This is a genomic window from Cupriavidus sp. NPDC089707 (assembly GCF_044748965.1).
Classification (GTDB): domain Bacteria; phylum Pseudomonadota; class Gammaproteobacteria; order Burkholderiales; family Burkholderiaceae; genus Cupriavidus.
Genome location: NZ_JBIVHB010000008.1, coordinates 1 through 15,008, shown reverse-complemented (window position 1 = coordinate 15,008; position 15,008 = coordinate 1). Strand labels below are relative to the sequence as shown.

At 61.5% G+C, this 15,008-nt stretch carries 13 protein-coding genes; 7 read left to right on the top strand and 6 right to left on the bottom strand.

The window, feature by feature from the left end; all coding sequences use genetic code 11:
• The first annotated feature begins 2 nt into the window (after window positions 1-2).
• From ACIP1U_RS14780 to ACIP1U_RS14770, 3 genes are all read left to right on the top strand, one after another.
• Window positions 3-905: a LysR substrate-binding domain-containing protein gene (locus ACIP1U_RS14780; RefSeq protein WP_400316128.1), complete on the top strand. Its 903-nt coding sequence runs from the start codon at window positions 3-5 to the stop codon at window positions 903-905.
• Between the two features lie 224 nt (window positions 906-1,129).
• Complete coding sequence (locus tag ACIP1U_RS14775) at window positions 1,130-2,224, top strand: Bug family tripartite tricarboxylate transporter substrate binding protein (protein WP_400316126.1); 1,095 nt, start codon at window positions 1,130-1,132, stop codon at window positions 2,222-2,224.
• Between the two features lie 250 nt (window positions 2,225-2,474).
• Window positions 2,475-3,218: a sulfite exporter TauE/SafE family protein gene (locus ACIP1U_RS14770; protein ID WP_400316124.1), complete on the top strand. Its 744-nt coding sequence runs from the start codon at window positions 2,475-2,477 to the stop codon at window positions 3,216-3,218.
• A 587-nt stretch (window positions 3,219-3,805) separates the two neighbouring features.
• Here the strand turns inward: ACIP1U_RS14770 and ACIP1U_RS14765 are convergent.
• The gene (locus ACIP1U_RS14765) at window positions 3,806-4,690 is read right to left on the bottom strand and encodes a LysR family transcriptional regulator (protein ID WP_400316122.1); all 885 of its coding nucleotides are present in this window, start codon (window positions 4,688-4,690) and stop codon (window positions 3,806-3,808) included.
• Between the two features lie 158 nt (window positions 4,691-4,848).
• On the opposite strand from ACIP1U_RS14765, the gene ACIP1U_RS14760 reads away from it, so the two are divergent.
• The 4 genes from ACIP1U_RS14760 to ACIP1U_RS14745 all read left to right on the top strand — a co-directional run bounded on the left by ACIP1U_RS14760 (window position 4,849) and on the right by ACIP1U_RS14745 (window position 9,206).
• On the top strand, window positions 4,849-5,781 hold the full coding sequence (locus ACIP1U_RS14760) for a dihydrodipicolinate synthase family protein (RefSeq protein WP_400316120.1): 933 nt from the start codon (window positions 4,849-4,851) through the stop codon (window positions 5,779-5,781).
• 77 nt (window positions 5,782-5,858) lie between these two features.
• On the top strand, window positions 5,859-6,857 hold the full coding sequence (locus tag ACIP1U_RS14755; protein ID WP_400316118.1) for a Bug family tripartite tricarboxylate transporter substrate binding protein: 999 nt from the start codon (window positions 5,859-5,861) through the stop codon (window positions 6,855-6,857).
• 62 nt (window positions 6,858-6,919) lie between these two features.
• Entirely contained in the window at window positions 6,920-8,464 is a 1,545-nt protein-coding gene (locus tag ACIP1U_RS14750) for a UxaA family hydrolase (RefSeq protein WP_400316116.1), read from the top strand.
• Window positions 8,465-8,510: 46 nt separating this feature from the next.
• A complete protein-coding gene (locus ACIP1U_RS14745; RefSeq protein ID WP_400316115.1) occupies window positions 8,511-9,206 on the top strand; it encodes a fumarylacetoacetate hydrolase family protein in 696 nt (231 codons plus the stop codon).
• 65 nt (window positions 9,207-9,271) lie between these two features.
• Here ACIP1U_RS14745 and ACIP1U_RS14740 read toward each other — a convergent pair whose 3' ends face one another.
• From ACIP1U_RS14740 to ACIP1U_RS14720, 5 genes are all read right to left on the bottom strand, one after another.
• Window positions 9,272-9,922 (bottom strand): ABC transporter ATP-binding protein, encoded by a 651-nt coding sequence (locus tag ACIP1U_RS14740; protein WP_400316113.1) that lies wholly within the window; start codon window positions 9,920-9,922, stop codon window positions 9,272-9,274.
• A gap of 5 nt (window positions 9,923-9,927) precedes the next feature.
• A complete protein-coding gene (locus tag ACIP1U_RS14735; RefSeq protein ID WP_400316111.1) occupies window positions 9,928-10,683 on the bottom strand; it encodes an ABC transporter ATP-binding protein in 756 nt (251 codons plus the stop codon).
• The gene (locus ACIP1U_RS14730) at window positions 10,680-11,660 is read right to left on the bottom strand and encodes a branched-chain amino acid ABC transporter permease (RefSeq protein WP_400316109.1); all 981 of its coding nucleotides are present in this window, start codon (window positions 11,658-11,660) and stop codon (window positions 10,680-10,682) included. The genes ACIP1U_RS14735 and ACIP1U_RS14730 overlap by 4 nt, the downstream gene beginning before the upstream one ends.
• Window positions 11,661-11,671: 11 nt before the next feature.
• A complete protein-coding gene (locus ACIP1U_RS14725) occupies window positions 11,672-12,568 on the bottom strand; it encodes a branched-chain amino acid ABC transporter permease (RefSeq protein WP_400316107.1) in 897 nt (298 codons plus the stop codon).
• A 67-nt stretch (window positions 12,569-12,635) separates the two neighbouring features.
• On the bottom strand, window positions 12,636-13,961 hold the full coding sequence (locus tag ACIP1U_RS14720; RefSeq protein ID WP_400316105.1) for an ABC transporter substrate-binding protein: 1,326 nt from the start codon (window positions 13,959-13,961) through the stop codon (window positions 12,636-12,638).
• Window positions 13,962-15,008 lie beyond the last annotated feature (1,047 nt).

Genomic DNA, 15,008 nt, shown 5'->3' with positions numbered 1-15,008 from the left:
TCATGGCGACCGTGAGATTCTCCCTCCGGCAGTTGGAACTGTTCTCGACCGTGGCGAGGACGGGGTCCACTTCCGCCGCGGGGGAAGAAGCGGCACTGTCGCAGTCAGCGGTAAGCTCGGCCGTCAATGAGTTGGAGCAGACACTAGGGGTAACTCTGTTCGACCGCATCTCGAAGCGGCTCATCCTAAACGACGCCGGGCGGGCGCTGCAGGAACGCGCGATGCGGCTTATATGGGAAGCGCGCGCAATTGAACGAGAGTTCTCTGGTGGGCAACCACCGGGTCATTTGAAGGTCGCGGCGAGCACGACCATTGGTAATTACCTGATCCCGAAGATCCTGGCGAACTATCAAGCCAGCTATCCTGAACGCCGCGTGGATACGCAGATCGGGAATTCACACGAAGTCATTCGGCTGGTTTCCGAGGCGCGAGTCGATGTCTGGATCATTGAGGGGCCGAGCCCTGCACCGGACTTGGTCAGCCATAAATGGCGCGACGATGAACTGATTATCGTCGCATCGGCTCACGACAGCCTCGCTGTGGCGCAACGGGAATCCGGTCAGTCTGTTTTCGGCGCGCAGGCTCGGGAAGCAAATTGGCTTTTCCGAGAAGAGGGATCCGGGACCCGGGATGCCGTCAGAGGCGCCTTGCATCCTTACCTGGGGCCGCTCAGTCCCAAAACTGTGCTCGGAAGCTCCGAGGCGATCAAGTATGCCGTCGAACTCGGCCTTGGTATCAGTTGTCTCTCGAGGATCCTGGTGCAATGCATGTTGGATAAGGGGACGTTGGTCGAGTTGCGCACGGATTTTCCCAGGCTGACACGACCGCTATCCATCGTTTCACATCCGGCACGTCCAGTTTCGACGTCGATGTCGGAATTTCTGAATCCGTATCACACGGGTTAGATGGAATAACAACCGCTTTTTTTGTCTAATTTCTTTCATCGCCAGTTTTGTGGATGAGAATAGGGCCGCTTTGCAGAAATAAATAAGATAAGAACTTTAGCTGTTAAACATAAGCGAAATAATACGTTTCCTTCCCACAACGCATGTAATTAAGATTAATAAAGAGGGCAGCGAATAAGCGTACACGATAGGCGAATCATAACGACGTCACAAAGGAGACAACGATGAACTCACAAGGCACAGGAAAGGCCATCGGACATTGGCTTGGGCGGGGACGAGAGTGGTTGCGCCTGATACGCCAGAATGCCATCGTTAAGGAGTTGTGCCGGGATGCAGATGCGCCGAGGTACAGGAGATCGACCGCAGCGGCAATGTTTGCGTTCGCAATTGCGCCTCTGGGCATGGCGCCTGCCCACGCGGGGGAATGGCCAAGCAAGCCGATCCGCCTTGTTGTTCCGTTTGCTTCAGGCGGGGCGACGGATCTTCTGGCGCGTGCGGTTGCCCTCGAACTCGGAAAGCAATGGAAGCAGCCCGTTGTCGTGGACAACCGGCCAGGCGCCGGTGGCGCCGTCGGGGCCGAAGTCGTCGCCAAGGCCGCACCGGACGGCTACACGCTTTTGCTCGCATCTGGCAGCATGTTCACGGTCAATCCGTTTATCTACCAGAAGCTTCCCTACTCCGCCGAGAGTTTCGAAATGATCAGCAAGATCGCCAGTGGTCCGATGGTGCTGACGGTCAACACGAAGGTTCCGGCAAAATCGATGGCCGAGTTCATCAGTTATGCAAAGGCCAATCCAGGAAAATTGACGTTCGCTTCGGCAGGTAACGGCAGCCAAGTACATATCGCCAACGAGGCCTTTGCCGAAGCCGCCGGCATTGAGGTCGTGCACGTGCCATATAAGGGCGAAGGGCCTGCTTATTCCGATCTGATGGCGGGAACGGTGGACATGACAGTGGGCAACATCAATGCCATCTCCCCACTGCTCAAGGGCGGTCGTCTTCGCGCGCTCGCCGTGACGGGCAAGGAACGATCTTCGTTGCTTCCCGACGTGCCCACTGTTGCGGAGGCGGGTCTGCAGGGCTTTGCGTTCTATGGCTGGTTTGCGCTGATGGCACCGGCCGGTACACCGAAGGAACTGACAGCAAAGATGTACGTGGATCTCGAGAAGGCTGTTGCTGAGCCGAGCATGCAGCGCTATCTGGCCACGCAGGGTATGACCAAGACCTTGACGCCGAAAGGCCGGCTTCCCGAAGAGATCGCCCAGGAATCGGGCCGCTGGAAGGTACTGGTTGCAAAGCGGAAGATTTCCGCCAACTAGTCGAGTCCACAGAGCAGAACTCCGGCGACTGTTCAAGAATTGGGCAAGCGTCCTGATATCTGGGTCCATCGACGCCCGCTGGATTCCCGCCAATGCGACGTACGGTGGTATTCCCCGCGTGCTGACACCCGCAGGGGCGGTCAGGTACGTGTCGGAGAACTTTAGTGCGTATTAGTCGCTCTGCAAGAACGCGGGAATCAAGTCGCAGTAGACGCTGCAAAGCAATTTCGACGACACGAGCCGGCAATCTATGGGAACGGAACACTACGCGGTGCTGGGGGCGACCGTCGCGGGGGCCTACACGGTATTCGGACTCACTGGCTTCGGCGCGGCGATGGTGGCCGTGCCGATCCTGGTCCAGTTCATCCCGCTGCAGTTTGTCGTTCCGATGCTACTCCTGCTTGATCTCGTGACGACGTCGATGGTCGGCATGCGCAACTGGAAGTCGGTGTCTAGTCGGGAACTGCTGCTCCTGATGCCCTTCATGATAGTGGGCGTGGCGCTGGGCACGACGGTGCTGGCGAAGGTCGAGTCGCGTTGGCTCCTGGTGGGGCTCGGGCTGTTTGTACTTGTCATGACGGGACGGGCGCTTATGAGCTTCACGGCAAAGGCAGAAGAAGTGGCAAGAGGATGGTCGTTGCCTGCCGGCGTTGTAGGCGGCGTATTCAGCGCGCTGTTCGGAACGGGCGGGCCCATCTACACGATGTACCTGTCCCGACGACTCCCCCAGATTGACGCATTTCGTTCCACGATCGCGGCTGTCATTCTCTTCAGTGCGCTTGTGCGCCTGGCAGCGTTTGCAAGCAGCGGGCTGCTGCAACAAGGAGACCTGCTGCGCAGCGCCGCGTTTGCGATGCCATTCAGCCTCGTCGGCCTCGCGGTTGGATCGCGCCTGCGAAGAAGAATTTCAGCCGATGCTGTGCGGCGAGTGCTGCTGATTTTCCTCTGCGCCAGTGGCGTATTGGTGCTCTGTCGTGGCCTATTGATGCACTAAGACAAGACGCCTTGGCCAACCATTCCGAAGGGCCCACTAGCCCTCGCTGCATTGGTTTTTGCGTGGCTGATCATCGGAGGGCTTGGCATCAACTGGGCGGCAGTCCAGCAGGCGAGCCAGGCTCGAGATTTGTTCTTATCAGCGTGGCGCAGTGTTTGACCGCCCCAGTGACACGGATCACCATAACGCGGAAGAAGCACGTCTGGCATTCCTACGCACACAGGACTTTCTACGTGCGACTATCCGGCACGAAAACGACTAACTGAGCGCGAGCTTCGGCCAGGACAATCCGGGCAATCACACCGCCGATCGATGGGATGGTGGTCAGGAGGCGGGCGCACTGGCGGATCGACGCCAGCAGCTATTTCCCCCTTGGAGTATTGATGACGCCTGGATGGACCCCGAGTAGAGCACGGTCTTGAAAGTTGCCGTTGCCGTTCCAGATATGACCGGCTGCATCCTCGTAGTGGATGATCTGCGCAGGACTGTAGTTTTGGGGCGGAACTACTTGGCTGCTGGCGGGGGCGGTTCTACCCGCGCCCACCATTCGTTGATGATCGCGGCATGCGCACAGGGCTGGGCGGCACCTATGCGCGCTTACCCCCGGCGGCGTGTGTTACGCCCGATGCCAGGAACGCCCGCGACAACGCGGCATGCGGCCCGCGCGATGACCACAGGAACCCGACTTGCCGTACCGGAGCGCGGCCCGGCAGGGGGATGCGCGCCACGCTTAGTCCTTCAGGCCAGGGCGGAGTCCAGTCGGGTACCAGCGAGACGCCGATACCACGGTCCACCATCGTGGCGATCGCGTTCAGCGCGTCGATTTCCAGCCGTTCCTGCGGCACGATGTTGTGTTCATGGAGATAGCGATCGGCCACCATGCCACCCCACATGCCGCGGTCATAGCGGATGAAGGGCTCGCTGGCCAGCAGGTCATGCGCGTCACGATGCGCCATTGCCCTGGGGGCCAGCACGATAAAGCGTTCTTCGGCCAGCAGTTGCCACGCGAATGCCTTGGGAATGGCGAACTGCGGTGCGACGATGATGCCGGCGTCGAGGTCGCCGGACACGATGCGCCGGTACAGGTGCGATGACGTGCCCGGTTCGACGAAGATCTTCAGCCGCGGATGCGCGGCGTAGAGCCGCTCCAGGATCGGCGGCAGCAACCCAGTCAGTGCAGAACTCGACACCCCCAGCCGCAGTTCGCCCAGCAGGCTGTCGTCATGTGCCACCGCGCTGAGATCACGCACGTCTCGGACCACGGCGGTGGCCTTGTGCAGAATGCGCAAGCCGCTCTGTGTGGGGAGCACGGTACGGCCGGCGCGCTTTACCAACGGTGTATCGAGGTGCTCTTCCAGCGCTTTTACGCGGGCGGCGATTGCCGCCGGTGTCAACCCCAGGCGCCTGGCCGCCTCGGCAAATGAGCCGTATTCCACCACGGCGACAAAACTCTGCAGGTAACGCGTGTCCACGCGGGCTCCTCCAATTGGCTGGCAGCGGCGGCAAACAATAAAAATTTTATGGTTTGAACTAGCCATTTGCTGCTGTTTCTAAATTCTGCCAGTTCCTAGAATCTGTCTCAACGCCTCGACGGCTACGTCGCGAGCCACGACATCCACAGGAGACCGCAATGACAGATTCTTCTCGCCCCGCCGGTGTTTTCTCGCCGGTCGTGACGCCCTTTGGTGCTGACTACGCGCCAGACACCGACCGTTTGATCCGCCATTGCCGCTGGCTGGTGGCGCAGGACGTGGGCCTAGCCGTGTTCGGCACCAACTCGGAAGCGAATTCCCTGTCGGTGGACGAGAAAAAGTGGATGCTTGATGCGCTGCTGGACGCGGGTATTCCCCCCAGCCGGTTGATGCCGGGCACGGGCGCTTGCGCACTGCCCGACGCCATTGACCTGACCCGCCATGCGGTGGCGGCAGGATGCGCTGGGGTCCTGATGCTGCCCCCGTTCTACTACAAGGGCGTCTCCGACGACGGCCTGTTCCGCGCGTTTGCGCAGGTGATCGAGGGCGTCGGCGATGCGCAGCTGCGCATCTACCTCTACCACATCCCCGCGGTGAGCCAGGTGCCCCTGAGCCATGCGCTGATCGACCGCCTGCTCACCGCCTACCCCGGCGTGGTGGCCGGCATCAAGGACAGTTCCGGCGACCTGGATCACGTACAGGCGCTGGTTGATCGCTTTGGGGCGAGAGGCTTCGATGTATTCGCCGGCACCGAGGCGATTCTGCTGGAAACGATGCGCGCCGGCGGCGCCGGCTGCATCACCGCCACGGGTAACGTCAATCCCGCTCCGATCGTTGCGTTGTACCGGCACTGGCAGGACGCCGACGCCGAGGCGAGGCAGGCTGGCCTGAACCGCACGCGCGCGGCATTCCAGCAGTTCCCACTGATTGCAGCGATGAAGGAAGCGATCGCCGTGCAAAGCGCCGATCATGCGTGGCGCAACGTACGTCCGCCGCTGACTGAACTGGCACAGCCGCAGCGCGTTGCGCTGATGCAGGCGCTCGACGGACTCGGCTTCGTCATGCCAGACGCGCATCTGCTGGCGGCATAGCATGGCGCGGCACTGCGCCGCCTGCGTCGTCAGCCAGATCGGCATCACCACAAAAAAGCACAAACTGGAGACTCCCCATGAAACACCGAACCGTAGTGGCGTCCCGCCGACGCATGCTCTGCGCTGCACTGCTGGCCCCCGTGGCGATGCTGTCCGCAACGATGAGTTTGGCCAACGATGCCTACCCAAGCAAGACTATTCGCATCGTGGTGGGCTTTGCGCCGGGCGGCGGCGCCGATATCGTCGCCAGGCAGATCGGAGCACAGCTTTCGAAGCAGATGGGCCAGCCGGTGATCGTTGAGAACCGACCCGGCGCAACGGGCACCATCGCGGCCACCAACGTATCGCAGTCCAGCGCCGACGGATACTCGCTGATGTTGGCGTCGCAGTCGACCATGGTGATCGCGCCCAGCATGTATGCGCGGCTGCCGTTCGACCCGATCAAGGATTTCAAGCCGGTCACGCAACTGGTTTCGATGCCGCTGGTGATGGTGGTCCATCCGTCCGTGCCGGCCGGCTCGGTCCGGGAAGTGATCGAACTGGTCCGCGCCGGCAAGCTGGCCAGCTATGCGTCGTCGGGCCCAGGTGGTCCGCAGCATATCGCCGGCGAGCTGTTCAACACGATGAGCGGCATCAAGCTGACGCACGTGCCGTACAAGGGAGAGTCAGCCGCGCTGACCGATGTGATCGCCGGCACTGTGCCGGTGATGTTCGCCAACGTGCCGGTGGTGGCGCCATTCATCAAGTCGGGCAAGCTCAAGGCGATTGCGGTGTCGAGCCTGAGCCGTGCCCCGGGCTTGCCGAACGTGCCCACGGTATCCGAAGCGGGCCTCAGGAACTTCGAGGTCTTGACATGGTACGGGCTGTTCGCCCCGGCCAATACGCCGTCGGCGGTGGTGCAGAAGCTCAGCGACGAAGCCACCGTCGCGTTGAAGCAGCCCGAGCTTCGCGCCAAGTTTGCGGAGCAGGGGCTGTCGATTCTTGGCACCACCCCCGCGCAGTTCGGCAAGTTCATGACGGCGGAAGTGCCGAAGTGGGCCGGCGTGGTCAAGGCCGCCAATATCCAGGCCGAGTAAACAGGCCGTGTCCCAGCCCAGTCATTCAGGCCGCCGAGACAACATCGCTCAGGAACCACAGAATGGAAACCACAAGCAAGAGCCTTATCGGACCCTGTATTCGTCTGCACCCCGCGGACAACGTGCTGGTCGCGCGCACTAACGTCAGCCTGGGCGCGGCCGTGCCCGGCGAAAGCTGGAGCATCCGGGGCCAGGTTCCCGCCGGTCACAAGATAGCCGCGCGCTTGATCCGGGCGGGCGAGCCGATCATGAAGTACAACGTCTGCATCGGCTTTGCCGCCACGGATATAGCGCCTGGCAGCTACGTGCATTCGCACAACATCAGCTTCCGTGAGTTCGAGCGCGACTATGGCCATGGCCGCGACTACGTCCCCGTGGTGCCGGTCGATGCCAGCCAGCAGGCGATGTTCCAGGGCATCGTGCGCGCCGATGGACGCGTGGCGACGCGCAACTACGTCGGCATCCTGTCCACGGTGAACTGTTCGGCCACCGTGGTGCGCAAGATTGCCGACTGGTTCACGCCCGAGCGGCTGGCGGCCTACCCGAACGTGGATGGCGTGGTGGCGTTCAGCCATTCGCTCGGCTGCGGCATGGAAATGTCGGGCGAGCCGATGGACCTGCTGCGTCGGACCATGGCCGGCTATGCGCGCCACGCCAACCTGGGCGCCGCGTTGGTCGTGGGACTGGGCTGCGAGCGCAACCAGCTCAAGGGACTGATGGAGACGCAGTCGCTGGAAGATGGCCCGTTGCTGCGCAGCTTTGTCATGCAGGACACAGGCGGCACACGCAAGACGATCGCGGCCGGCATTGCCGCGATCGAGGAACTGCTGCCGTTTGTTAATCAGGTCGAACGACGCCCGGTGCCCGCCAGTCACCTGACGGTGGGCCTCCAGTGCGGCGGCTCCGACGGGTTTTCTTCGATCACCGCGAATCCCGCGCTGGGCGCGGCGGTGGACCTGCTGGTGCGCCACGGCGGCACCGCAATCCTGTCGGAGACGCCCGAGATCTATGGCGTGGAACACACGCTGACCCGGCGCGCCGCCAGCCGCGAGGTAGGCGAGAGGCTGGTGGAACGCATTCGCTGGTGGAAGGAAGAGTATTCGGTGGGGCGCGACGTGCAGATCAACGGCCAGGTGAGCCCGGGCAACCAGATGGGCGGACTTGCCAACATCTTCGAGAAATCTCTCGGCTCATCGATGAAAGGCGGTACCGGCCCGCTGATGGAGGTGTACCGCTACGCGGAACCGGTGACCCGGCACGGCCTGGTCTTCATGGATACGCCGGGCTATGACCCGGTGTCAGCCACGGGCCAGATCGCCGGCGGCGCGAACCTCATCGCCTTCACCACGGGCCGCGGCTCGATGTTTGGCGCCAAGCCGGTGCCCAGCCTGAAGCTCGCCACCAATACCGCGATGTATCGCCGGCTGGAGGAGGACATGGATCTGAACTGCGGCACCATCCTCGACGGCGAGAAGACTATCGGCCAGGTGGGTGAGGAGATCTTCCATCTGATGCTGCGCACGGCATCGGGACAAGCCTCGAAGAGTGAGCAGCTTGGCCTGGGCGACAACGAGTTCGTGCCGTGGCATATCGGCATCATGAGCTGAGCGAAGCTTCCCACCACTCCCCATCCACTCACAGGCTGAGTTAGACATGACCGATTTCGTAATCCGTCCCCCCCAGCAGGCCAGCGTGGCCGTCTCGGGCGGCCAGGCCCGCTTCCCGATCCGCCGCGTGTTCTGCGTTGGCCGCAACTATGCCGCGCATGCGCGCGAGATGGGCAAGGACCCTGAGCGCGAGCCGCCGTTCTTCTTCACCAAGCCGGCTGACGCCATCGTGCCGGCCGAAGGCAGCGTGCCCTATCCGCCGTTGACCGGCAACCTGCACCACGAGATCGAACTCGTGGTCGCGATCGGCAAGGCAGGCGCCAACGTGAGTTCAGCCCGCGCGCTGGACCTGGTGTGGGGCTATGGCGTTGGCGTGGACTTGACGCGCCGCGACCTGCAGGACGTAGCAAAGAGAATGAGCCGCCCGTGGGACTGGTCGAAGGCGTTCGATGCTTCGGGGCCCTGCGGGCCGCTGCAACCGGTTGCAGAGACTGGCCATCTTTCGCAGGGCGAGATATGGCTCAAGGTCAATGGCGAAACGCGCCAGCAAGGCGATCTGGCCGATCTGATCTGGCCGGTGGGCGATGTCATCGCCTATCTCTCCGAGGCGGTGGTACTGGAGCCGGGAGACCTGATTTTCACCGGCACGCCAGCCGGCGTCGGCGCGTTGCAGGTTGGCGACGCCGTTACCGCAGGCATCGAACGTCTCGGCGAGATAGCCTTCACAATCGGCACCCCTTGACTTAGAGCCGGAAGTCCGATCCCGGACGGTAGTGAATTATGATGATTTCGCCTATGTAGGTGGCCTTACTGGACGCCGCCACTATTGGCACCGCGCTCAATGGTGTACTCCAAATCGACGATACGCCGGGAATGATTCAAGTCACTCTGGGAGATGAATATCGACAGATCGCTCGCCTTAAGCTTGAGGATCACTTCGGCCAGACGCTTGCTGAGCGCGGGCGCCACGCCTTCAAACGGCTCGTCAAGAAGGAGGAGTCGCGTGCCCACAGCGAGTGCACGACCCAGCGCGACGAGCTTCTGCTGCCCCCCCGACAGCAGCAAAGCCCGCCGGTGGCGCATTTCCTTCATCTCGGGGAGGATGTCATAGACGAATGCAAGCCGTTCGCCAGCCGACAGCGTTCGACTTGCCCACACGGGCAGCAGGATGTTTTCTTCGACGGTCAACTCAGGTACCAGACCACGGTCCTCCGGCATGTATCCGATCCCCAGTCCGGCGCGCTCGTGCGAAGCCAAGGTCGAAAGGTCACAACCGTTAAACAGCATGCGCCCTTGCGACAGTCGCAAATGCCCCATCAGGGACCGCATCAAGGTGGTTTTGCCGGCACCGTTGCGTCCCACCAGCCCCACCATTGTTCGATCGGGAATCGTTAGGGAAAGTCCCCGTAGTACCGCGGTGGACTGAATCGACACGTGGATTCCTTCAATGCTGAGCATCCTGATCACTCCATTGCAAGTTCGCCGGTGACATACCGGCGCACATCATCCTGGGCCAAGGCGGCCTGCGGCGCGTCGTCGGCGATGACTCGGCCGCTGTAGAACGCGATGACGCGTGTCGCGTGCCGTTCGATGATCTCCATGTCATGCTCGACGAAGAGGACAGGAGTGTCCGGATCTTCTTTCAGCGCAGACATTATGGTTTCCATCATCTGAAACTTCTCGTCGGCCGCGACCGCACTGGTCGGCTCGTCGAGCAGCAGCAGCTTGGGCCGCGCTGTCAGTGCCATAGCAATGTCCAGCAGTTTGCGTACACCTCCTGGCAACTCGCCGACACGTCGGTCGCGATGGTGATGAAGGCGAAAGCGCTGTAGCAGTTCCTCCGCCCGATCGACTGCCAACGGATCCCGGGCGGGCCGCAAGAAGCCGGAGCGGCTGGCATGGCAGGCCAGTGCCACCAGCATGTTGTCGATGACGGATAGGTCGCCAAACAACTGCGGAATCTGGAATGACCGCGCAACACCGAGCGCGCTGATGGCACGGGGGTTCATCCGCGTGATGTCAGTCCCGGCCAGCTTGATCTGCCCTTCGTCGGGCTTGAGATACCCGGTAATCATGTTGACAAAGGTCGTCTTGCCTGCGCCGTTGCTGCCAATGAGACCGACACGCTCGCCGGGACCGACCTTCACGTTGATGTCTGAGGCCGCAACGACGGCACCGAACCGCTTGGCGACACCGTTAGCTTCAAGAATGGTTTTCATTTGCATTCCTCCCTGTTCCAGAGCGAGCCGATGCCACGCGGCAGGAATCGGATGATCAACAGCAGAAACAGGCCGAGCGCGAGTTGCCAGGTGTTCGGAAAGTAGGCGCTCGAGAATGAGCGAACGATCTCGAGCATGACGCTGGCCACGAACACCGCTGGAACGCTTCGATATCCGGCCAGGATGGCGACAAAGACGAACTCGCCCGAGGTGGTCCAGTAGCTGAAGCCGGGCTCAACGTGGCCGAGTGAGATTACGACCAACGCTCCTCCGACACCGCCGCAGAACGCGGCGAGCAGGAAGTTGACACCCATGAGTCGTCGCACGGAGGTGCCGAGGTACTCGACTCGCAGCTCATTGTCTCGGGCTGCGAGCGTCACCAGTCCGTTTGGCGAATCGAAATTGACCCTGGCTAACAGCCCCATTCCCAACGCGAATGCGATCGTGAGGAGGTAGAGTCTGTAGGAGCCTGAGGCGCCGTCGAGACGCTCTCCCAGCAGGGTGGGTCTGCCGACGGAGAAGCCGTCGGACCCGCCGAGCTCTGGCACCTTCATCAACACGCCGTAGGTGACCATCGATAGCGCCAGCGTTAGCGTTGCGAAGAAGATACCGCGGTAGCGCGCAAGCAGTGGTGCGAAAGGCAAGGCCAGCAGCAAAGCCACGCCACCTCCTGCGATAGATAGCACCAGTGCGTCCGTCCACCCGAAGTGGGTGAACAGCAACGCTGCTCCATAGCCTCCCGCGGCAAAGAACATGCCCTGTCCAAATGAAACGACGCCACCGCGCATTAGGCCCACGATGCCGATCGAGACGAGGGCATTGCCGGCCGCCATGGTTATCAAATAGGTGAGCCAAGTGGGCGCGTGGAAGCCGGCTACGGCGAGCAAAGCGAATGTCCCGACCGCATACGCTAGCACGCGGGGTGATAGAAGAGCTGGCGCTTGCCGGGAGGCGTTGGCGTTGATTGTGGTATTCATTTGTAGTCGCGTTAAATCTTGCGTGCTTGAATGCGCTGGAACAGACCTTCCGGCCGAAACACCAGCACGACAGCCATGACCGCGTAGATGACGAAGAGCTCGGCCGAGGGCGCCACGTGCACCGCGACAGACCGGGCGAGGCCAACGAGAAGCGCCCCGATGGCCGCGCCTTCGATGCTGCCCAGGCCCCCGATGATCACGACCGCGAACGACAGGACCACGACTCCGACCGAAACACCGGGCTGCACCGAGATCATCGGAGCGGTGAAGGCGCCTGCGACGGCCGCCAGAAACACGCCGGCGCCGAAGGCTAGCGTGTAGACACGGGAGACATTGACTCCCATGCTGGAGGCCATCTCCGCGCTGTGGATTACAGCTAGGACGATCTTGCCCTGGCGAGTGCGATTCAAGGCCCACCACGTTGCCAGCCCCGAAACCACCGCTAAGCCCACCAGCGCGAAGTCGTAGCCGACATAGGACATCTGCCCTAAATCGACGCTGCCGAAGAGGGCGTAGGGCTCAGACACAAAGTAGGGATTCGCGCCCCAGATCAGCTTCGTGAGGTCCTCCATGACGAGAAACAAGGCATAGGTCACCAGCACGAGCAACACCTCGTCCCTTCCATAAAAGAAGCGAAGTAGGCCTCGTTCGATGACCGGGGCGATCGCCACCGCGACCGCGACGGCCGCCAGTAGCATTGCGACGAGTGACATCCATGGTGCGAACTTCATGCTTGCTGCCCACCCGACGAAGCTTGCGGCGGCATAGGCACCGAGAGCGTAGAAACTGCCGTGGGCGATGTTGAGGATCTTCAAGACACCGAACACCAGCGTGAGACCGAGGGCAACGATGAACAGCCAGGACGCGTAGTTCAGACCGTCAATAAGCAGGGTCAGTAGATTGTCCATGTGCGGACTCCTTGGCGACAAAAAAGCAGAGCCCGAAACTCGCACACGCGAGGTCGGGCGCGTGGGCTCAGGGGCAGCCCTTTGCGCCGGGAAAGCCGGCCTTGATCCATTCTTCGGCGGTGGTACCGCTAGGCGGATTCACGCACTCCGCGGGGAAGCGCACAACATCTTCGAGCACGACCATCTTGCGTGTGGCGTCATAGCGGGTACGCGCAATTGCCGTGTCCTGGATGCCTTGCTGACCTTGGGCAACCGCCATGCGGATGCGCCCGCCCGGAGAGTCCCACTCGCTGCCCCGCAGTGCCGCGGCAAGCTGCTCGGGAGACGGCTTCTTTCCGCCATTGCCGGCCATAGCCTTCTCCACCGCGAGCTTGAGCCCCAACAAGGCCTGCGCCATCCGATAGGGTGCGTGCAGCGGCGGGCTGTTGAAAGTCTTCGAATAGACATCGTTCCACCAGTCATTGAGGGGCGATTTCGGGGCGAGTTGTCCGTAGGCGCCCCGCGCGCCGAGGATTACGCCGTCGGGCATCCGTTCGCCGAGCACCGGCAGCACATGGTCGCCCGCCGAGATCACCAGCTGCGTCCGCTTGAACAGGCCACGGGGAGCGGACTGCAGAATCAGCGCCTGCAGATCACCACCCCAAAGGCTCGTTTGAGTCACGTCGGCCGGCTTGGACATGAGGGCTGAGATCTCAGTGCCATATTGCCCCGCGCCGAACTTGGGCAGCAGGTTCTGGCCCACCTTCGCGGCCGGATAGAACTTGGCCATGGCAGAGACGAAGTCCGCCTTCGAGTCATGTCCCCATGCGTAGTCCTGATTTATCAGGTTGAGCGAATCAACCTTGACGCTGCGGGCCTTCAGATAACGGGCGAGAGCCACGTTGTCCATGGTCGCGTGAGACGCTGTCCGGAAGACGTAGGAGAGCTTGTTGTCCTCAAAGATGCGCGGCGTACCGCAGTCGTGCAGGATCAGGAAGCGCTTGAGCTCTTCGGCCACCGGCGCCACCGCCAGGCAGTCGCCCGAGCCGATGTAGCCGACGACGGCGTCGACCTTCTCGCGGTCGTACAGCGCGCGAAGCTCCTGAACCTGCTTGGTTGCGCCTCCGGCCTCGTCAACATAGACCGCTTCGATCTTCAGGCCGCCGAAGCCGGGTTTGTTGTATGGGGATGGCGCGGCGCCGCGATTGAATGCTTCCACGAGGACTTTGGCACCATTTGCCGCTGGAATGCCGAAACTTTCGGCCGCCTGTCCCGAGAGATAGGTCACGATGCCGATTTTGAACGTCTCCTGAGCTTGCGCGACGCCACCCGCTAGAAACGCGGCTGCCGCAGTAGTGGCCCCTAAAATTATCGAGCGGAAGGTGTAGCGGCGTTCCGGTGAGGTTGAATGCATGAGTGTCTCCTCTTATGTGTATGAACTTCTGCGAGGAGATTACGAGAACATGCCATGCGACTTAGCCACTCCGGCGGGGGGCGATGGCGCCTTCTTCAGGGGGGCAGGGATAACCCGCCCCGCGATATGGAAAGGCCCTTGTCAGGAGTGGTCGATCTGCTCGTCTGCTTACTCGCGTGGCACCATGGCTTGGGAAGAGTCCAACCAGGCCGTTCGGTACAAATGAGAGCACCGGCGCAATGTCATTGGCTATGTGAGCCCCTGGCACGGTGAAGCGTTGGAGACGTTTGGGCGATTTTTCAATCTTTCCTTCCGTACTACTCGCAGGCCCGTGGACCCAGTGCAGGCTTGCGCGTCGAAACGCTGATTGTTCTGCACGGTGGCTCATTGGTCATGCCCCATCGATTTTTCCAGCACCAGTCATGGAGGTCTGCGTCAAAGGGGTCCGTTCTATTTCCTGCCAGCAGAGATGAGATTCCACGGTGAGTTGATCCCAAGCAAGGCAGGCGCCGCGCTGATCAATTGCGTCCCCAGCGGTGATGTGCAGGGTCTCAAACCTTGACGGTACCTCGTTTCTGAGGGAGTCAGTGTCCCTGCTGCGATCTCGCCCTAGACGGTGGATACACGGCCAGCTAGCGCTGATGTCCCCGCCGCCCCCCGGTCCCCCCCGACGAGAAGCCACTTGGCCGCTTGTCCCGGCGGGATGAGGCACATAGAATTTCTCCAACTTATAGGGGCCCGAAGTTCCGCACGAGTTGCCGTCATTCTCGGGAGTATTCTTTGTCGTGCTTATGAGCTCTACGCGGTTGGAGTGGCTCATTGACAAAAGTCTTCTTCTACGGGAGGGCCGGTGCCAGCTTGGCGATTCTCTCAGAACATCACTCGTTTTTGATTTATTTCCTTCGCTTCGAAAGCGATAGATATGAAACCTTCAAATGTGAAAGCCACGTTGTCGTTCTCCGATGGTTCCCCCAGCGTTGAGCTGCCGATTTATACGGGCACCGTTGGCCCGGACGTGATCGACATTCGCAAGCTGTACGGACAAAC